This is a genomic window from Acidisoma sibiricum, assembly GCF_057837225.1.
Genome location: NZ_CM174445.1, coordinates 1,778,891 through 1,797,635 on the forward strand (window position 1 = coordinate 1,778,891; position 18,745 = coordinate 1,797,635).

An 18,745-nucleotide genomic window follows, 5' to 3' on the forward strand; every position below is an offset into this window, starting at 1 on the left:
AAATGAACCGCCCCCAAAGGCTACTCACGAGGCGAGCGGCCTTTTCGTCCTCGTCTGGCCTGAGGGGTGTCAGTTGAAACGAACCCCTTGTGGTGGCGGGTCCAACTATCGGGGGGCTATCGGCATGGGGTCTGCCTAATGACCTACTGCCAGCCCATCGCTGATGTTGCAGCAGCATCACACTCAGCGCCTGTGATGTCGTGTCGCTGTCGTCAGCACTGAGGTTGTCGGTTTCGTGCTGTGTCGTCGTGTTCAAATCGTGCCGCGCGCGCAGCCGCGTAAATCATCCTGTCAATTATGGAGGGGCGGGGGGTCTCACAGAACCCACTTCAAAAATGCCGCTAAAGGTCGATGTGTGTGTATCCCCAGGACCCCCGTTTTGAAGAGCGGAGTGGCCTGAAAACCCACAGAAGCATCCCTAAAATTCCCCAGCTTTTTGAGTGGGTTGATTGCTATGCGGTATTACAGGTGGGGACCCCACACCGGGGCACAGCGTGTGCCACCATTCCTGTCTACCCAGACTGGGACCCAAAACCCGCCCCTCAACAACTCCAAAGCTGAATAGACCTATGAACCTAAACCCCCTCGGCCGCCGCGTGCGCACTGTGACGCACAAAGGCCAGCTCTATTTTTATCTCACCGATATCACTGCTCTGCTCCACACCAAGCATGAGCAACGCATTGTTGCCACGCTGGACCCAGATGAATTTACGTCGCTAGATAAACTCACGGGAAATGCCGATGACCGCACGGCCTTTCTCGTCAGCGAGGCAGCCATTTTCAAATTTGTCCTTAGGATGCACAACCCCTTTGGTCGCGCTCTGCTCCGTTGGGTAGCTCATGATGTTCTGCCCGAGATGAGAGCGAAGGGGGCTGCGCTGCTACATTCGGACAGTAAAACTCCTCAGGGTCCAGCTCTGGTGTCGTTTCTTCAGGGGTTTCTCGCAGACTCGTTTTCATCAGAAGTCGCCGCGCAGTGACTGCCCCGCTACTCGAATTCGACAAGCTGAGGATAGCAACCGTTACCGCCCCGGATGGACGGCTTTGGCTGCTGCATTCCGACGCTTGTCACGCTCTCGGAATACGCAACACTACCCATGCCTTGGGTCGCCTCCTGCCAGAGGAAAAGAAGACTGCGCGTGACGTGATGGGCTCACGATACACGGATAAGTGGCTCATAACGCCTGGAGGGTTCTGGAAATTAGCGCTGTCAACCCGCAGGAAGTCCTCTGAGGTCTTGCGGGCGTGGCTCTGCTCCGAGGTCCTACCCGCTCTGACCACTCAAGGTCACTACGAGCTACCCGAGGCGGTCGCCGTCAGGTCTCAGCTAGAGACCGAGGCACGCAACGGACGGCTCAGCAAGGCGCTGGCGAAGACGCTGCGGGGGTTGGACGGTGTGACCGTGACGAGGTTCACCTGATGGCTACTCCCCAGATTACCCCTTCAGGCAGCAGTGGGGTTCCGCCCTTACCTTCGGGGTTTGTTCTTGATCCTCACCCGACGACTGACCAGCCGTGGTTGTCGGCCCCGATAGTAAAGCGGGCTCCTGGCTCAGACCCTGATAAGCCCTGGCTGGACGCGCCCATCGTCTCCCAAGGCAACGGCGCCGCCATACCTCCGCTGCCGCCCGGCTTCACCTTGGATCAGCAGGCGCCCAAGGACACGACCTACGGCTCCGCCCTCCAGCAAGGCGCCCATGATGCTCTCGCAGGCATAGGGTCGTCCGTTTCGCTCCTATCCAAAGACGTGGGCTGGAAGGGCGGCCAGAATGTCGGAGAGGCGCTGTCCGGGGCCATCCCGCCACCGGCAAACTACGACCCGGCAACGTCCAGTATTTTGGCGAAGGTCAAGGCCGGTCACGTGCTGTCCGCGCTGGGCGACTTGCCCCGCGCCGCCGTGGAGGGTGCTCCCTCCGTCATTGGTGGTCTAGGAGCGGCGGCGGCTGGCGCTGCCCTGACCCCCGAACTGCTTGGAGGGGCCGCTGTAGGCGGTGCTCTGGGGGCGAGTGGCTATGGCGCGGCTAGTGCATTCGGCGGTGATGCTAACGCCCGTGCTGCCGCCAACGGCCACGCGACGCCCACCACCGGGGACCAGCTTGCTGCCGCTCCCACGGCCATAGCTCAGGGTGTCCTTAACGCTGGGGGGCTCGGCAGGATTCCCGTTGCGTCTGCCCTCCTGAGGTCCTCCCCAGCCTACCTCAAGGCGATCACTGCCGGTGGCCTAGATGCTGCCGGTCAGGCTGCGTCCAATCTGACAGGTCAGGTGGGCACTACGGCAGGCACACAGCAGGGGCTGACAGTAGACCCATCGCAAGTCGCTGCGGCAGCTATTCAGGCTGGGGCGGCGCGGGTGGCGGGTAAGGCGCTCAGCCAGACGGCAGGGGCTGCGGCGAGTGGCGCCGGGTCCACGGTTAGGTCCGTCGGCATGGGGATCGCAGCGGGCAGGTTGCCCGAAATGACCCCTGAGCAGGCGGCGAGCTACACGCGCATTAACAACGCCTTCGACGTGACTTCGGCGCAGGCCGGGGCTCAGAGGGCTGGCAGCAACCCCACGAACGTCATGAACGCCATGTGGAAGCAGATGCCCGCCCAGCTCGCTCAGGTGGCAAGCGCCGCGAAAGCTACCGGCCAGATTGACGACGCGACCAACGAAGCATTTCAGATCGGGCTCCGTCAGGCCCAGACCCATAAGTCCGCTTTGCCGGGCACCGTGTCGGGTGAGGGGTTTGCGTCTTCTCTAGGCAAGATCGCGGCGGCGAATATCGAGCCCAATCTGAAGCAGACACTGCTCAACGGCCTCACCGACTTGGACAACCTCTCCCAGATGGTGAACTACAAGCAGGCGTCTGGGCCTTTCGCAGCGATTGGCGCCAAGCTTGCCACTCCTGCGGCTGTCCTAGGCGGGGCAGCTGCGGCGCTCCATGGTCACCCCGTTGAAGGCTTGGCAATGGCCGCTGCCCCGTTCGTGGGTGTCGGGCACTCGAATATTGCCGGACAGTATGGGGCTGCCGTGGGTAGTCTTCTGGACAAGGCTGCCGGGACGAACCTGCCGCCATCGCTTGTCCTCAGGTCGCAGGCGCTAAAGCAGGCCCAGGCAGCGGGCTATGATGTGTCGGGTAATGCAATAGCCCCTCTGAACGACACCCACGCGGCTCTCCAGGCAATCGGGGCAAAGCAGGCGGCCGAGACCCAGGCGCAGGCACAAGCGGCGGCGGATGCTCTGGCCAGGGCCAAGGCGTCGGACCTTGTGGAGAAGGCCGCAAATCAGGTGTCTAGTATGGCCTACAAGAACTCCCCTGAGGCCATCATTGCGCGCGCCAATCTGGCTACGCGTAAGAAGGACATTCTGACCCAGGCGGCAGCAGATGGCAGGCTTCAGCAGCCGATGTCGCAAGACCAGCTTGACCGGGTGTCCATTGGTCTGCCCCCAAGTGATCCTGTTCCGGTCAACGTGCCGCTGTCGCCTAGCGGCCAACCTCTCGGAATGCCGCAGAGGCAGCCTCAGGGAGGCCCTCTGAGTCCCCCAAGCGTTAACCAGGCGCAGCAACAGCCGGTGGCACCTGGAGGTGCCTCAGGGACTCCTCAGGGCAGCACAGGCTATCGTCCTGCCGGGTGGGTGGATCACCTAGGGACTGTCCTGCGGGGGCAAGGAGTGGCCCCGACGAGCGAGACCATTGGTAAGGCTTTGGGCGGACTCGTCGCTTCCGGTCAGATGACGCAGGCCATGGGCGACCACCTAACGTCTAACGCCGGGCTCTTCCTTGGCGACCGCTCCCCGCTGTTTCAGCAGATCGTCGCTCAGGCCATGAGAAACGAGGGCCTAGAGGCTCCGCCTATCGTGCAGCAGCCCGTATCCCCGCTGAAGTATGGCGCAGCGGTGCAGAGCAGGCGGACGCTGGCCAACACCCTGATGCAGGCTGCCGATGGCGAGGGAGACACAGACCTTAAGGTAGCGATAGCTAGAATCCTGGCGACACCGGACGTGGCCGCACAGCAGGGCATTGCCCAGCGGCTGATGGCTGAGCGTCAGAACGATATTGTGGCGTTGGAACGGGCCAAGCAGTTGTTACCGCCCGAGTTGTTCCGAGGACGGGTCAAGTAGTTTGGCGTTCAGTTAGACTTTAAGGGGCCATCTCGTGATCCGCTTAGGTGGGCTGCGGGGTGGCCCTTTTTTGGTTATCCAAAGTGCCGTCTATTCGATGTGCTGCTTCAATAGCTCTGGCAGTTTGTCATATTCCCATTCTGCACGCACTGCGTCGTCAACGGAGCTGCTACAGTCGGCTGAACATAAGCCGGGGCCGGAGGCGGCTTGAACGCGTTCATGATCGCAGCAGCGGCACTAAGTCGCGCGGCGGAAGCCTGGGCTTGTTCAGATCGAAGTTCCGCATCCTCGCTGTTAATCTGGTGTGCGTATGAGATTGCTGCCGCGCGCGCTTCATCCTTGCTGATCTGATGTGCATCAACCTTATCAGCCAAGACCAAATCGTTAGCCGCTATGGCCATTTGACCCTCGCTCATTATTCCACTGGATGCCTTTGCATCATAAAAGCACTGGAACAGCTGATGATACGATCCAGTGGCGGCCGGGTATTCCCCTTTACACAGGGCAAGGTCACTCTTCAATTTAGATGCTGCAGGGTTCGCGCAGCCCGCCAGCACCAGCACGACAAGTCCTAGAACTACATAATCACGCCGCATTAGTGCCTCGCAATTTTCTTATACCGTATATGGCAGACTCTTAAAGGTCTAGTGGTTGCGGAGCCGGAATTTTGGCAATCTCCTCATAGAGGATTTGGGGCATCTCACGCACCGACACCCCGTAGTCATCCGCTTCGTTCAGCTTGCCGCTATGCCCCGTGATGGCGTCCCGTGCTTCCCGACCCATCTTGGCTTTCCGCGCCGCCGTTATGAACCAGTGACGAAACGAGTGGGCGGGCGAAATGTCCTCGGCAGTGACACCCTGAGCCCTAACCCAGCGCGACAAGAGTTTCTGTGCGATGTTTGTCCGAGAGCCAAATAGCTTGTCTGGCAGGATGTCCGGGAACAGCGGAGATTGACCGGGGAGGGCCGCCACGTAATCCAGGAAGCCCTCTGTGATGAGAGCCGGGTGGATGGGCACGAGGCGGCGACTCTCGGCAGTCTTGAGGCTGCGCTTGCTTTCGCCTTTGGCTCTGTCCCCCGGCTCAGAATGGACGCGCAGCACCGTCACGCCTTCTATGACCTTGATGTCTTCCTTGACGCTCTGGACGATTTCACCCAGGCGCGCGCCGCTCAGTGCAAGGACCCAAGGCAGCCACCGCAGGGATGCTTTATGCTCAGCCCGTGCGGCCCCAAGCAGTGTTGACGCCTCGGCATCCGTATAGGCCCTCACAGGCTTCTCTCTGTTCTGGGCAGCTTTCTTGGGCGGCAACAGGCCCTCGAAAACATTGGCCGAGACCAGCCCATGCCTCACGCCCCAGCGCCAGAGACCTGACATCTCTGATAGATCATTGCGGACAGTCTTGGCTGACTTCCCGGCCTTCTGGATGCTCTCTTTCCAGCGCGCCGCGTCTGCCTTTGTCAGCTTCGCAGCGTCGTCATGGCCGATGAAATCAGCGAGGCGTGCGGCAGTCCGCTTGCGGTCATAGTAGACCCGAGGGATAGGGGCGGCATCGGGATCATGACCGCCGTCGCGCGCCCAGCCACGGGCCAGCGTGTCGAATGTCACCTCGGCTGGGGCAGCTTTCGGCGCCTCCAGTGGTGCTTCTGCCTGGACTGGCTTGGGTAGCTCCTTCGCAAACTTCGCGGCCACTGGGTCTGGGCTGAAGTCGCCCGTAGCCCGCTTGTAGAGCGTCCTGGCGGCGTCAATTTTGGCAATGTGGAGGGCTTCGGCAAAGCTGCGCAGCGACTCTTTATCAACCGCAAGGCTATGCGCCATCAGAATAGCATTAGCCGCAGCCAAGTCCCGCTTCGTCAGTGAAACGTCCCACCAATCGGGGTCCTTAGGGTCATGGCTAATTTCGTCTAGGAGGGATTCTATCTCGGCAGCCCATCTGATGCGGTCCAGCCGACCCTCATCCTCAATAGTATCTATCCGGTCGGCATACCAAACGCCGCACAGCGCCGATATTTCACGGTCCTTTAGCTTGCGTAGGCCCACGCCCTGAAGGGTGGCTCTGGCTGTCTCTACGCGGCCCTTCCAGGCAGCTATGTTCGCTAGATGCTCCGCCTGCCGCTGGGCCTCTGTCGGGGCACGCAGTGCCGCAACGAACTCTGTGCGGCCGATGAGGTGCCGAACGTCCTTCGGGACCGTCAGGCGACTATGGTAGTGAGGCGACCCTTTGACGCGCACAGGCTTAGCCACGGTGAGCCTCTTGCCGCGCCCGCTCGTGGGAACTTTTCGTAGTAATGCTGATTTGGCTGGGCGCGTTAAAGCCTTTGATAAAGGCCAACTATCTGACGGACAAGGGGGATTGCGTCCCGCTCTAGTAGAGCTGGCTGGGGGACCTGGATTCGAACCAAGGCTGCCCGGGTCAGAGCCGGGAGTTCTACCGCTAAACTATCCCCCACCGGGATGGCGGCGAGTTACCATGCTCCCTCGCCGGGATCAACCCGCTGCTCATGCATGAAATTCATGTGAACCCCGCGTCGGCGGACGCGTGCCCGGCGGGCACCGGAAAGCCCGCCCCAGCCGGTTTGGCGCAGCAGGTCGGTTTCTGCACTACCGGTCGCGAAACAGGAGCGCTATTGCAGATCGATGGATGACGCCACGGGCCAGCCCCCGTCCTTTCCGAGCGATGCGCCCAAAGGTCTGCTGGAGGCCGCGCGGGCCCTGGCGCGCGCCACTGTCCTCGTCGTCGGCGACGCCATGCTCGACCGCTATTTCTATGGCGAGGCGACCCGCATCAGCCAGGAAGCGCCGGTCCCGGTGCTCTGCGTGCAGCGCGACCTGTCTCTCCCCGGCGGGGCCGCCAATGTCGTGCGCAATATCACGGCCCTCGGCGGCGCGGCCGCCTTCGTCGCGGTCGTGGGCGATGATATGGCGGGCTCCGACCTCACCGCGCTGATCGGCCGGCAGAATGGGGTCGAGCCCTGGCTGCTGGTCCAGGGCGGGCGCGTCACCACCGTCAAAACCCGCTTTCTGGCCCAGGGGCAGCACCTGCTGCGCGTCGACAGCGAAGATCCGGTACCGCTCCATCCCAAAATCGCCGAACGCCTTCTCCGTATCGCCACGGATGTGATGACGGCGACCAGCGTCACGTTGCTGTCGGATTACAGCAAGGGTACGCTGGCCGGCGACATGCCGGCCAAGCTCATTGCGGCCGCGCGGGCGGCCGGGCGGCCCATCCTGATCGATCCGCGCGGCGAGAATTACGAAAGCTATCGCGGCGCCGATGTCATCATGCCCAATCGGCGGGAGCTTGCCGCCGTTACCGGCCTGGCCGCGGATAGTGACGAGCAGATTGCCACCGCCGCCCGCGCCTTGCTGCAGCGGTTTGACATCGGCGCCGCTCTCGTCACCCGCTCCGAACACGGCATGAGCCTGGTGACGCCCGCGGATGCCTGGCATTTCCCGGCTGAAGCGCTGGATGTGCATGATGTGGCGGGGGCGGGCGATACGGTCGCCGCCGTGCTCGCGGCCGGTATGGGGGCACGCCTGCCTTTGCCGCTCGCAGCCCGCCTCGCCAATATCGCGGCCGGCATCGTCGTCGGCAAGGTCGGCACCGCCGTTGCGCGCCTCGCCGATATCGAGGCGCGGCTCTCGCCTGAAACCGGCGACCACACCAAAATTGTCTCCCCGGCGGCCGCGATCGAGCAGGCCGAGCGCTGGCGGCGCCGCGGCTGGCGCGTGGGCTTCACCCATGGCCGGTTTGACCGGCTGCATCAGGGCCATGCCCATCTGCTGGAACAGGCACGTGGCGCCTGCGACCGCCTGATCGTCGCGATCGACGGGGATGAGCCGCTGCCGAAGCGCTCCCTCGGCCGCCCTGTGCAGACAGCGGCGGACCGGGCGGCGGATCTCACGGGCCAGCCGGCGGTCGATCTGGTCTGTGTGCTGGAAGAGGAATCGCCGCTGGCCATGATCCTGGCACTCAAGCCCGATCTGCTGGTCAAAGGTGCGAGCTATGCGGAGGCCGATATCATCGGGGCGGACAAAGTGGCCGCCTGGGGCGGCACAGTGCTGCGCGCGGAGCTGCTCCCTGCTTCCGCGCGCAGCACTGGCAGAGTAGCGTCAGAGACCTCAATCTGAAGCACCGGGCAGCTTAAGACCGGACCTAAAAGGACAGAACAATGGACCGTGTTGACGCGGACGGGCTGCAGGTCGCGAGGCCGCTCCATGATTTCATTCAAAATGAGGCGCTGCCGGGCACGGGCCTTGAGCCGGCAGCCTTCTGGCGCGGCTTTTCCGCTCTCGTGCATGATCTCGCACCCCTCAACCGGGCGCTGCTCGGCAAGCGTGACAGTCTGCAGGCGGCGATCGACGCCTGGCACCAGCAGAACACAGGGCCGGTCGATGCCGCCGCCTATCGCGGCTTCCTCAATGATATCGGCTATCTGCAGCCCGAGCCCGCCCCCTTCACGGTCACCACCGGGTCCGTCGATCCTGAAATCGCGACGCTTGCCGGCCCGCAGCTGGTCGTGCCCATCACCAATGCCCGCTACGCGCTGAATGCTGCCAATGCGCGCTGGGGCAGTCTGTATGACGCGCTCTACGGCACGGATGTCATCGCCGAGGATGGTGGGGCGGAACGGGGGCGGGGCCTCAACCCCGTGCGCGCCCAGCGTGTCGTCGCCTATGCCAAGGATTGGCTGGATCAGGTGGCACCTCTGGCCGGCGGCAGCCACGCCAAGGCCCTGGGCTATAGCGTGGTGGATGGCGCGCTGGTTGCGGCCGGTGTCGGCGCCGCCGGCGTAGGCCCGCTCCAGAACGCATCGGCCTTTGTGGGCTTCCGCGGTCCGGCCGCCGCGCCGGAATCCGTGCTGCTGCGCCACAACGGCCTGCATATCGAACTGGTCCTGAACCGCGCGCATCCGATTGGGAAGGACGATCCGGCGGGCGTCGCCGATATCGTGCTGGAAGCCGCCCTCAGCGTCATCATGGATTGCGAGGACAGCGTCGCCGCTGTCGATACCGAGGACAAGATTGCCGTCTACGCCAATTGGCTCGGCCTCATGCAAGGCACGCTCTCGGCGACGCTCTCCAAGGGGGGGCGAGAGATCGAACGCAAGCTGGAAGCCGATCGCGTCTTTACCGCGCCTGACGGCGGCACGCTGACGCTGCCCGGCCGCAGCCTCATGCTGGTGCGCAATGTCGGCCATCACATGGTCACGGATGCGGTGCTGACGAAGGACGGCGCAGAAATTCCCGAGAACCTGCTGGACGGCGTCGTCACGTCGCTGATCGCCCTGCATGACCTGCAGTCCACCGGCGCCATCCGCAACAGCCGCGCGGGCTCGGTCTATATCGTCAAGCCCAAGATGCATGGGCCGGAAGAGGTCGCCTTCGCCAATACCGTGTTTGACCGGATTGAGGCCCTGCTCGGTCTTGCGCCCAATACGCTCAAGATGGGCATCATGGATGAGGAGCGCCGCACCTCCGCCAATCTCGCCGCCTGTATCGAGGCTGCCAAAACTCGGGTCTTCTTCATCAATACCGGTTTCCTGGATCGTACCGGCGATGAGATCCATACGTCCATCGCGGCGGGGGCCATGGTGCGCAAGAACGCCATGAAGGGCACCGCCTGGATCAAGGCCTATGAGGACCGCAACGTCGATATCGGCCTCGCCGCCGGTCTGCGCGGCCATGCCCAGATCGGCAAGGGCATGTGGGCGGCACCCGACCGGATGGCGGAGATGCTGGAGCAAAAGATCGGCCACCCGCGTGCGGGTGCCAACACCGCCTGGGTGCCGTCGCCCACAGCCGCCACCCTGCATGCCCTGCATTACCATGCGGTCGATGTCGCTGCCCGGCAGGAGGAGCTGGCCTCCCGTCCGCATGCCTCGCTCGGCACGCTGCTGACCATCCCCGTGGCAGAGGGCACCAATTGGTCGCCTGAGGAAATCCGGCAGGAGATCGACAACAACGTCCAGGGCATTTTGGGCTATGTGGTGCGCTGGGTTGACCAGGGGGTGGGCTGTTCCAAAGTGCCCGACATCCATGACATCGGGTTGATGGAAGACCGCGCAACCTTGCGTATCAGCAGCCAGCATCTCGCCAATTGGCTGCTCCATGGCGTGGTGACGGAGGCGGAGGTTGAGGCCGCGCTGCGCCGCATGGCGGTCGTTGTGGATCAGCAGAACGCGGGTGACGCGCTCTACAGGCCCATGGCCCCGGGCTTCGACGGTCCTGCCTTTAAGGCGGCCTCCGACCTCATCTTCAAGGGGCGGACGCAACCGAACGGCTATACCGAGTTCATCCTCCATGAATGGCGGCGCGTCGCCAAAGCTGGCTGAGCCGCGGCGGAAGACTTGGCAAGCGGGCCGCGCGATGATCTTCTGTGTGCGCTGCGTCAAAACCACCGAGGGATCGCCCGTTGAAGAGCTTCCGCGCCTGGCTTGCCACTGCCCCGGCTTTAGCCTTGCTATCCCTGGCCTGTCTGCCGGCGCGGGCAGCCCCGCCCGATAGCCTGACGCTGGGCATGCAGCTTGAGCCGCCGGGCCTGGACCCGACGGCCGGGGCGGCGGCGGCCATCCGGGAGGTGACCTATGCCAATATTTTCCAGGGACTGACCCGGATTGACGCGAAAGGGGAGGTCACACCAGACCTCGCCCGCTCCTGGACCGTTTCCCCGGACGGGCTGACCTATCATTTCGATCTGCAGCCGGGCGTTACCTTCCAGGACGGCACGCCCTTTGACTGCGCCATCGTCCAGTTCAGCTATGGCCGTGCCGTGGCGGCGGACAGCATCAATGCGCAGAAGCAACTTTTTGAACCGATCGCCAAGGTCGATTGCCCCAGCCCGCTGAAGGCGGTCATCACGCTCAAGCGGCCGACCTCGACCTTTCTCTACAACATCGCCTGGGGCGACGCGGTCATGGTTGCACCCAAGACGGCTGCGACTAATAAGACCCATCCGGTCGGCACCGGTCCATTCCAACTCGATAACTGGGTGCCGGGCGACCGTATCGAGCTGGTGCGCAACCCGCATTACTGGGGACCGGCACCGAAACTTGCCCGCGTCACCTTCCGCATCATTCCCGATCCGGCAGCGGCGACGGCGGCCTTGCTGTCCGGCTCGCTCGATGCCTATCCAGATTTTCCGGCGCCGGAAACGGTCGTCAAATTCCAGCATGATCCGCGCTTCACGGTGTCGATCGGCACGTCGGAGGGCAAGGTCATCCTCGCGCTCAACGATTCGCGTAAGCCGTTCAATGATCTTCGCGTGCGGCAGGCGCTGGCCTATGCCATCGATCGCAAGTCGATCGTCGAGGCCGCCTATTCCGGTTTCGGCACGCCCATCGGCTCCCACTACACGCCAAGCGATCCGCATTATGTCGATCTGACGGGTGCCTATCCCTACGATCCGGCCAAGGCGAAGCAGCTGCTGCAGGACGCGGGTGTGAAGCCGGGGATGAGTTTTACCATTACCATGCCGCCGCCGAGCTACGCGCAGCGCAGCGCCCAGTTGATCGCGGCCTATCTCAGCCAGGTCGGCATCAACGTGAAACTTGAATCGGTCGAATGGGCGAAGTGGCTGTCTCAGGTCTTCAGCCAGTCGAATTTCGATGCGACGGTGATCGCGCATGTCGAATCGCGCGATCTCGATATCTACGCGCGCCCACACTACTACTTCAATTACGACAGCCCCGCCTATAAGGCGCTCTATGCGCAGTATATCGCGGCGACCGACCCGGCCCAGCAGGTGGCGCTGGTTGAGAAGTTGCAGCGTCAACTCTCGGCGGATGAGCCCAATATCTTCCTCTTCGCGTTGCCCAAAATCAGCGTCTCCAATGCGAAGCTGCGCGGCCTGTGGCCAAATGACCCGATCCCGGAGGACGATGTCACTGGCGTCTCCTGGGCGCAGTGACCGGATTTCTGCTGCGGCGGCTGGGAACTCTGGTCGCCGCGCTCTTCTTCGCTTCGGTCGTCGTCTTCACCGTGCTGCAGATCCTGCCGGGCGATCCGGCGCTCGTGATTCTGGGCCCGGATGCGCAGGCCGATACGCTCAACGCGCTGCGTCATCAGCTCGGCCTCGATCTGCCGGTCTGGCTGCGCTATGTGCATTGGATCGGTGGCGTCTTGACCGGGGATTTCGGCCGCAGCACGGCCTATGACAGTTCCATCGCCACCCTCATTCTGCAGCGCGTCGCGGTTACCGTGCCGTTGGCGATCGCTGCGATGATCCTGTCCAGCCTGCTGGCCATTCCGCTGGGCGTCTTTGCCGCCTCCCGCCGCGGCGTAGTTGACGGCAGCATCATGGCCATCACCCAGGTGGGTGTCGCTGTCCCGGATTTCTGGCTGGCCCTTCTGCTCATCCTGATCTTTGCTGTCCACGTCACCTGGTTTCCAGCGGGCGGCTTTCCCGGCTGGTGGCACGGCACGGGTGCGGCGCTGCGGGCCTTGGTGTTGCCGACGATAGCCCTCGCTGTCCCACAGGCGGCCATTCTGGCGCGCGTCACGCGCGGTGCCGTGCTGGATGTGGGTCTGCGGGACTATCTGCGCACGGCCCGCGCCAAAGGCCTGCGCGAGGGTGCCATCCTCTGGCTGCATGCCGTGCCCAATGCGCTGATCCCGGTCACCACGCTGATGGGCCTGCAATTCTCCTTTCTCCTCGCGGGGACGATCATCATCGAGAATGTCTTCACTCTGCCAGGGCTCGGGGCACTGCTGTTTCAGGCCATCGGCCAGCGTGACCTTATTCTCGTGCAGGATCTTGTTCTGCTCTTCGCCGGCCTTGTTATCGTCATCAACTTCCTGGTCGACCTGCTCAACGTCCTGATCGATCCCCGGCTTGCAAAGGGGCAGCGATGAGCAATCTGCGCATTCTGCTCGGCGGCGGCCTCACGCTGCTCATCATCCTGGTCTCGCTCCTGGCCCTTGTCTGGACACCCTACGGCCCCACCGCCATCGATATCCTGCATCGCCTGGCCGCCCCATCGGGGGCGCACCCCTTCGGCACGGATGCTTTCGGGCGGGACACGCTGTCGATGATCATGGCAGGGGCCGAGAATTCCATCATCGTCTCGCTCGCCGCGGTCGTACTTGGTGCGGTGCTCGGCATTCCGGCCGGTCTGCTGGCGGCCGCCCGTGGCGGCTGGACGGAGGAGCTGCTGATGCGCAGCGCCGATCTCACCTTCGCCTTTCCCGCGCTGCTGACGGCCGTGATGATCACGGCGCTGCGCGGTCCCGGAGCCTATACGGTGATGATCGCGATCGGCGTCTTCACCGCGCCCGTGCTCGCGCGCGTCACCCGCACGGCCGCCGGCGTCATCTGGGTGCAGGATTATGCGCGCGCCGCCCGCGCACTCGGCCGCGGCAAGGCTGCCATCACGCGCATCCATATCCTGCCGAATATTGTCAGCGTGCTGGTGGTGCAGATCACCATCCAATTGTCACTGGCTATCCTGGCCGAGGCCGGGCTCTCTTTCGTCGGCCTCGGTGCGCAGCCACCCGCGCCCAGCTGGGGCCGTATGCTCAATGATGCGCAAACGTATATTTATACGGCGCCGTTTTTGGCGGTATTCCCTGGTCTCGCGATTGCGCTCGCGGTGCTCGGCCTGAATATGCTGGGAGATGGCCTGCGTGACGCTTTCGATTTCAGACGACGGAGACGTGCATGACACCACCCTGGACGGTCAGGACGCTGGCCGCAGCGCTCGCGCGCGGAGACGTCACGGCCGAGGCGGTCGCCGAGCAGTCGCTCGCCCGCATCGAGGCTGAGGATCAGACCCTCAATGCCATTATCACGCCCAATCCGCAGGTGCTCGAGGATGCGCGCGCCATAGACCGCAGGCGAGCCGCTGGCGACATCGTGGGGCCCTTGGCCGGCATCCCCGTCCTCGTCAAAGACACGATGGATATGGCGGGACTGCCGTCGACCGGCGGCTGGTCGAAACTCTCGGCCCGCGCAGGCGGCGTTGATCTCATCCCCCGCCGGGATTCGGCGGTCGTCGCGCGCATGCGCGCGGCCGGTGCCTTGCTGCTCGGCAAGACCAATGTCCCGGTGATGAGTGCCTCGGGCACCAATGCCAATGACAGCTGGGCGGGGCCTACGCTGAATGCCATCGCGCCAGAACGCGCGCCAGGTGGCAGCAGTACGGGCTCGGCCACCGGCGTCGCTGCTGGCTATGCGGTGATCGGCCTCGCTGAAGAGACAGGGGGCTCCATCCAGAATCCGGCTGCAGCCCAGGGGCTGGTAGGCATCAAGCCGACCTTTGGCCTCGTGCCTAATTCCGGTGTCATGCCGCTCGCCAACAGCACGCGCGATGTGGTCGGGCCCGTCGCCATGACGGTGCGCGGCGCCGCCATCGCGCTCGACGTGCTGGCCGGCTACACGGCCGAAGATCCCAAGACCGTGGCCGGTATCGGCCGCCGGCCGCTGGGTGGCTATGCCGCCGCCATCCGACCCGGCGCGCTGCAGGGCAAACGGCTTGGCCTATATGGTCCCGGCTGGCGCCATGCCGCTTTGTCCCCCGCCAGCGAAGCGCTGTTCCTGACCGCCTGTCAGGGGCTGAAGGCCCTGGGGGCTGAACTTGTGGAAGACCCCTTCGCGGGCTCAGGCTTTGCGGATCTTGCGCGCTTCGTCAGCGCCATGCCTTACGATCCGCGGGGCGAGGAATCGGTGGTCTATGATCTTGATCGCTATCTCGCCGCCTTCGGCCCTGACAGTCCGATCAACTCGCTGGAAAGTCTGAGGCGGGTCACCGGGGTTGATCCTTTCGATCCCGCAGGCCAGCTCGGCTATCTGTGGGAGCTGGAGGATTTCCCGCAGATGGTGGCGCAGTACCGCGACCCGCCGTCTCTTGGCCGCTTCCTCTCGATCCGCGAGCAGTATCTGCAGCTTTTCAAGCAGGTGATGGTAGCCCACCGGCTGGACGCAATGGTGATGCCGCAGACCCGTGCCGAACCGCCGCTGCTGCACGCGCCGGACGTGATCCTGGAAACCGCGGTCTCCGAAATCAATATCGCCGGCCTGCCGGGCGTCACGGTGCCGGCCGGGCTTTATCCGTCCGGCGCCGGCTTCGGCCTGCTTTTCGTCGGACGGCCGTGGAAAGAGGCCCGGCTGATCGCCTTCGCCGCCGAATATGAGGCGATTACCTGAACCGGCTGCGCCAGTCCGGCAGCGCATCCGCATAGGGCAGGGCGGTCGCCTCATATACGCCACGGGCAATGGCGCGCGCCGTCACCATGGTCGCCGCATGGCAGAGCAGGGTGAGCGTCGGGGCATCGACTGCCGCGCCCTGTCCAGTGCTGGCCGCGAACATGGTGTCGCCATCGAAGGGCAGATGGGCGGTATGGACGGCACGGGCCAGTCCGTCCTGGGCCGCAATGGCAAGCCGCTTGGCCTGGGCCTTGGTCAGCGGCGCATCGGTCACCACAAGGCCGATAGTGGTGGCGGTCGCCGGCTCCCCCTGATCATGCGGCGGTGGATGCCCTTTAAGGCGCGGCGCCAGGGCCGCATCAGAGAGGGGAAGCGGCGGAAAGCCGAGCCCGCCGAACTCACTCCCCCGCTCGAAGGGGGCGGCCCAGAAATGCGGACCGTCACCCACCAGCGGATTGCCCACCGGATTGGCGATGGTGATCGCGGCTACGCGATAGCCCGCGTGCGTCTCGGCACTCGCCGAGCCAAGGCCACCCTTGACGAGCGGCGTGGTCGCACCTGTGCCGCCCCCGATTGTGCCGAGCGCAAAGACCCCGTCGCCGGCGGCTTCTGCCGCCGCGAAGCCCATGTCGCGATAGGGGGAGAAGCGGGGCCAGCCCTTGTCGCCGCCATTGGTAAGGTCGAAGCAGATCGCTTGCGGCACGATCGGCACATGGTAGCCCGCGAAGATTGTGCCGCGCTTCTGCTCCCGCAGCCAGGCCTGCACGCCGCCCGCAGCATCCAGTCCGAAGCAGGACCCGCCCGAGAGGCAGATCGCATCAACCCGGTCGATCGTCATCTCGGGTTCCAGCAGCGCCGTATCCCGGCTGCCTGGCGCGCCGCCCAGCACGCTCACCGACGCCGTGGCGGGCTCGTCGAAGATGATGGCGGTGACGCCGGAGCCGAGGCTGAGGTCGGTCGCGTGACCGACAATCAGACCCGCAATATCCGTCAAAAGATTGAGCATGGCGGCCTCAGCTGGCGTTTGGACGGCCGAGCAGGGCCAGATATTCCCACATCACGGTGGCGGCCGCGAGCGCGGTAATTTCGCTCACGTCATGGGCGGGCAAAACCTCGACCACATCCATGCCGACGAAGGACAGATCGGTGAAGCGGCGGATGATGGCCTGGGTCTGCCAGGACGCGAGACCGCCGATCTCCGGCGTGCCGGTGCCGGGCGCGAAGGCCGGGTCCAGGCAATCGACGTCATAAGTGAGGTAGGTCGGCCGGTCACGGCCGACGACCTGAATGGCACGATGGGCGACGGCGGCGACCCCCATCTCATGCACGTCCTGGGCGGAGAGGATGGTGACACCCTGGCCCACCGTCCAGTCCCAGACATCGCGCTGAACAGGCGAACGGATGCCGATCTGGATCATCCGGCGGGGATCGACCAGACCTTCGTTGATGGCGTGATAGAAGACCGATCCGTGACCATAGACCTGGCCGAAATTGTCGTCCCAGGTGTCCACATGGGCGTCGAAATGAATAAGGCTGAGTGGCTCGCCCAGACGCTGGCGCAGGGCGCGCAGCAGCGGCAGCGTGATGCCGTGCTCGCCACCCATGGCCAGAAGGTGGGGAATAGTGGCGGCCTGCAGTTCGATCAGCGCCAGGCTCTGCGTCAGATCACCGAGCGCGATCTCAAACTCACCCATATCGGCGATGGGCAAGGCGTTGACATCGGTCCAGAAAAGCGGGTGCTCGCCGTCCACCAGCATGCGGCTTGCCTGGCGAATGGCGCCGGGGCCGGACCGCGCGCCGGCGCGGTTGGTGACGCCGATATCCAGCGGAATGCCGGCGACGGTGAAGGTTGGCCCAATGCCTGACAGGCCGCGGCCCAGGAAACCGGGACCGGTTGCGAAAGTCGGAACGCCTGCCATCGTCTCACCCTCGGGCTTTGCACACCGGCGCTACTGCCGGTGCCCATGGCATAGCCTAGCGTGGTCGCGCTGGCGACCGGGGGTTGCGCCTACATACGGGCGAGTTTGGACCGGACCAGCGGCGTGGGGGTACGGCCGCGCGGATTGGACCCGTCCTGCCTCAGCATCGGCTCGGGTCCGGTAGGCGAATTCGCCGGATCGGTCGCAACAAGCCGCGCATGCAGTTTCACGGCCTGCCGCTCCAGCCATTCCAGAACCCGCCGCGTTTCGGACAGGTCGGCGTCTTCGATCATGGCAGCAAGGTCGAGATCGATCAGCGCGCTCGAAGGAGTGACGGCCGGAAAGCTGAACGTTCCGCCCTCCAGGGCCTGCCCGTCGGCCGCACGGCGGACGATCAATTCGTGTGATCGGCGGGGGTCCAGTGGCCGCGGCAATTCAACGTGGAAAGCGTGCTGGCCATTGCCGATGCCGGCGCGCCGCAGATCGCTGCGGAATTGATCCGCTACAGCGACCGCCACCACGTCGATTTTATCCTTCACCTCCAGGACCACGGGCACGTCGGGGTGATCGGGCAGCCAGGCCCAGCCAGAAATCAGCGTCCGATCGACCCATTCCACTTTGCCCATCAGGGGGCCGTCTTGCGGACGGTCCATGATATTGGGCTCGGTGATGCCGGCGCGGAGCGCGATGCGCGCGCGCACGCGATCAACCAGGGGGCCGGACTGCAGGATCGGTGCGCAGGCCTCCCAGGCCTGGGCCGTTATCGTCTCGACGACCTTGGCCGAGGTTGAATTCATGAACATGGCGCGATCGCCGCGGTCTATATAGCTTTCTGCCGGCAGATCCTCGGCCAGGACCACGGCATGGATGGGCATTTCGATATTATAATAGGCGATCGGGTCCATCTCCTCGCAGCGGGTGACGGTGCTGCCATTCAACAGCGCTTCCGCAGGGATCAGGATTCCATCGATATAAAGGTTGTGCAGGGGCGACAGGAAAAGGTCACGTGACGGCATGCCGTCATCGATTGCCCCGGCCTGGATCTTAATCGGAATGCTGTTGGGGCTGAGCCGCGCGAAGTGCCGGCCATATATCCGCTGGCCAATCCAGCGGATCGGCAGAGGGCCGTTCTGCAGCGTCAAAACCTGATCACTCAGGCGAAGTTTTTCGACCCGGACCCGTCCGCGTGTCGTCAGTATTCGCGTGCCGCCGCAAAAGCTCGCGCACATTTTGAGTTATTGCCTCGGTGAAGGGGAGTTAGGTCCGTGTCGATCAAGACTTAGCTCATAAACGCACGTTTATGAGCGATATTCTAATTTTTTTCCAATTTCGGCAATATAAAATTACGTCATCGATATGAAATGCAGTGAAATTTACGAAACCGTCAAGTTTCTTTGTATTGTTTGGCAGTGCCCATGAAGGGTGTGCCGGTAGACAAAACTCAAGCTGTTGAAATTCTGTTCGTAGAAGCGTTTCATATCCAAATATTCCGCAAATAAGAATAGAAACTACTGTGCCTTGCCGGGACATTTGTTTGTGAATTTTAACGGACTTTTTATCCGTTCTTTCATTGCTGCACGCGCTG

At 63.6% G+C, this 18,745-nt stretch carries 14 protein-coding genes and 1 tRNA gene; 9 read left to right on the forward strand and 6 right to left on the reverse strand.

Annotation, left to right across the window (positions count from 1 at the left end; translation table 11 throughout):
* Positions 1 to 569 precede the first annotated feature (569 nt).
* The 3 genes from AC3G7M_RS08490 to AC3G7M_RS08500 all read left to right on the forward strand — a co-directional run bounded on the left by AC3G7M_RS08490 (position 570) and on the right by AC3G7M_RS08500 (position 4,101).
* Positions 570 to 980 carry a BRO-N domain-containing protein gene (locus AC3G7M_RS08490; RefSeq protein WP_489215608.1) on the forward strand — a complete coding sequence of 137 codons (411 nt, stop codon included), beginning with the start codon at positions 570 to 572 and terminating at the stop codon, positions 978 to 980.
* Positions 977 to 1,420 carry a BRO-N domain-containing protein gene (locus tag AC3G7M_RS08495; RefSeq protein ID WP_489215609.1) on the forward strand — a complete coding sequence of 148 codons (444 nt, stop codon included), beginning with the start codon at positions 977 to 979 and terminating at the stop codon, positions 1,418 to 1,420. The genes AC3G7M_RS08490 and AC3G7M_RS08495 overlap by 4 nt, the downstream gene beginning before the upstream one ends.
* 1,034 nt (positions 1,421 to 2,454) lie before the next feature.
* Positions 2,455 to 4,101, forward strand: a complete 1,647-nt coding sequence (locus tag AC3G7M_RS08500; RefSeq protein ID WP_489215611.1) for a hypothetical protein — start codon at positions 2,455 to 2,457, stop codon at positions 4,099 to 4,101.
* Between the two features lie 107 nt (positions 4,102 to 4,208).
* Here AC3G7M_RS08500 and AC3G7M_RS08505 read toward each other — a convergent pair whose 3' ends face one another.
* The 3 genes from AC3G7M_RS08505 to AC3G7M_RS08515 all read right to left on the reverse strand — a co-directional run bounded on the left by AC3G7M_RS08505 (position 4,209) and on the right by AC3G7M_RS08515 (position 6,547).
* Entirely contained in the window at positions 4,209 to 4,664 is a 456-nt protein-coding gene (locus AC3G7M_RS08505) for a hypothetical protein (protein WP_489215613.1), read from the reverse strand.
* Between the two features lie 73 nt (positions 4,665 to 4,737).
* The gene (locus tag AC3G7M_RS08510; RefSeq protein ID WP_489215615.1) at positions 4,738 to 5,916 is read right to left on the reverse strand and encodes a site-specific integrase; all 1,179 of its coding nucleotides are present in this window, start codon (positions 5,914 to 5,916) and stop codon (positions 4,738 to 4,740) included.
* A 557-nt stretch (positions 5,917 to 6,473) separates the two neighbouring features.
* Positions 6,474 to 6,547 (reverse strand) — tRNA-Gln (locus AC3G7M_RS08515).
* A gap of 188 nt (positions 6,548 to 6,735) precedes the next feature.
* Between AC3G7M_RS08515 and AC3G7M_RS08520 the strand changes: the two genes are divergently transcribed.
* The 6 genes from AC3G7M_RS08520 to AC3G7M_RS08545 all read left to right on the forward strand — a co-directional run bounded on the left by AC3G7M_RS08520 (position 6,736) and on the right by AC3G7M_RS08545 (position 15,241).
* Complete coding sequence (locus tag AC3G7M_RS08520) at positions 6,736 to 8,229, forward strand: PfkB family carbohydrate kinase (protein ID WP_489215617.1); 1,494 nt, start codon at positions 6,736 to 6,738, stop codon at positions 8,227 to 8,229.
* Between the two features lie 41 nt (positions 8,230 to 8,270).
* Positions 8,271 to 10,433, forward strand: a complete 2,163-nt coding sequence (locus AC3G7M_RS08525) for a malate synthase G (RefSeq protein WP_489215619.1) — start codon at positions 8,271 to 8,273, stop codon at positions 10,431 to 10,433.
* An 80-nt stretch (positions 10,434 to 10,513) separates the two neighbouring features.
* Positions 10,514 to 12,007: an ABC transporter substrate-binding protein gene (locus tag AC3G7M_RS08530; RefSeq protein WP_489215621.1), complete on the forward strand. Its 1,494-nt coding sequence runs from the start codon at positions 10,514 to 10,516 to the stop codon at positions 12,005 to 12,007.
* A complete protein-coding gene (locus tag AC3G7M_RS08535) occupies positions 12,004 to 12,951 on the forward strand; it encodes an ABC transporter permease (RefSeq protein WP_489215623.1) in 948 nt (315 codons plus the stop codon). Before AC3G7M_RS08530 ends, AC3G7M_RS08535 begins: the two co-directional genes overlap by 4 nt.
* The gene (locus AC3G7M_RS08540; protein ID WP_489215625.1) at positions 12,948 to 13,760 is read left to right on the forward strand and encodes an ABC transporter permease; all 813 of its coding nucleotides are present in this window, start codon (positions 12,948 to 12,950) and stop codon (positions 13,758 to 13,760) included. Before AC3G7M_RS08535 ends, AC3G7M_RS08540 begins: the two co-directional genes overlap by 4 nt.
* On the forward strand, positions 13,757 to 15,241 hold the full coding sequence (locus AC3G7M_RS08545) for an amidase (RefSeq protein ID WP_489215626.1): 1,485 nt from the start codon (positions 13,757 to 13,759) through the stop codon (positions 15,239 to 15,241). Before AC3G7M_RS08540 ends, AC3G7M_RS08545 begins: the two co-directional genes overlap by 4 nt.
* On the opposite strand, the gene AC3G7M_RS08550 is transcribed toward AC3G7M_RS08545, so the two are convergent.
* The 3 genes from AC3G7M_RS08550 to AC3G7M_RS08560 form a co-directional block, all read right to left on the reverse strand.
* Positions 15,234 to 16,247, reverse strand: a complete 1,014-nt coding sequence (locus AC3G7M_RS08550) for a P1 family peptidase (RefSeq protein ID WP_489215627.1) — start codon at positions 16,245 to 16,247, stop codon at positions 15,234 to 15,236. The two genes, AC3G7M_RS08545 and AC3G7M_RS08550, sit on opposite strands and share 8 nt — an antisense overlap.
* Before the next feature lie 7 nt (positions 16,248 to 16,254).
* Positions 16,255 to 17,160, reverse strand: coding sequence for an agmatinase (gene speB / locus AC3G7M_RS08555; protein WP_489215629.1), 906 nt, complete (start codon positions 17,158 to 17,160; stop codon positions 16,255 to 16,257).
* Between the two features lie 89 nt (positions 17,161 to 17,249).
* Positions 17,250 to 18,389, reverse strand: a complete 1,140-nt coding sequence (locus tag AC3G7M_RS08560; RefSeq protein WP_489215631.1) for a Hint domain-containing protein — start codon at positions 18,387 to 18,389, stop codon at positions 17,250 to 17,252.
* Positions 18,390 to 18,745: the final 356 nt, after the last annotated feature.

Bases quoted from the DNA above. Each gene is read 5' to 3' on its own strand.
- AC3G7M_RS08545 (WP_489215626.1), top strand. From the start codon at position 13,757: ATGACACCACCCTGGACGGTCAGGACGCTGGCCGCAGCGCTCGCGCGC.
- AC3G7M_RS08525 (WP_489215619.1), top strand. From the start codon at position 8,271: ATGGACCGTGTTGACGCGGACGGGCTGCAGGTCGCGAGGCCGCTCCAT.
- AC3G7M_RS08510 (WP_489215615.1), bottom strand. From the start codon at position 5,916: ATGGCGCATAGCCTTGCGGTTGATAAAGAGTCGCTGCGCAGCTTTGCC.
- speB (WP_489215629.1), bottom strand. From the start codon at position 17,160: ATGGCAGGCGTTCCGACTTTCGCAACCGGTCCCGGTTTCCTGGGCCGC.
- AC3G7M_RS08540 (WP_489215625.1), top strand. From the start codon at position 12,948: ATGAGCAATCTGCGCATTCTGCTCGGCGGCGGCCTCACGCTGCTCATC.
- AC3G7M_RS08560 (WP_489215631.1), bottom strand. From the start codon at position 18,389: ATGTGCGCGAGCTTTTGCGGCGGCACGCGAATACTGACGACACGCGGA.
- AC3G7M_RS08550 (WP_489215627.1), bottom strand. From the start codon at position 16,247: ATGCTCAATCTTTTGACGGATATTGCGGGTCTGATTGTCGGTCACGCG.
- AC3G7M_RS08520 (WP_489215617.1), top strand. From the start codon at position 6,736: ATGGATGACGCCACGGGCCAGCCCCCGTCCTTTCCGAGCGATGCGCCC.
- AC3G7M_RS08500 (WP_489215611.1), top strand. From the start codon at position 2,455: ATGACCCCTGAGCAGGCGGCGAGCTACACGCGCATTAACAACGCCTTC.
- AC3G7M_RS08490 (WP_489215608.1), top strand. From the start codon at position 570: ATGAACCTAAACCCCCTCGGCCGCCGCGTGCGCACTGTGACGCACAAA.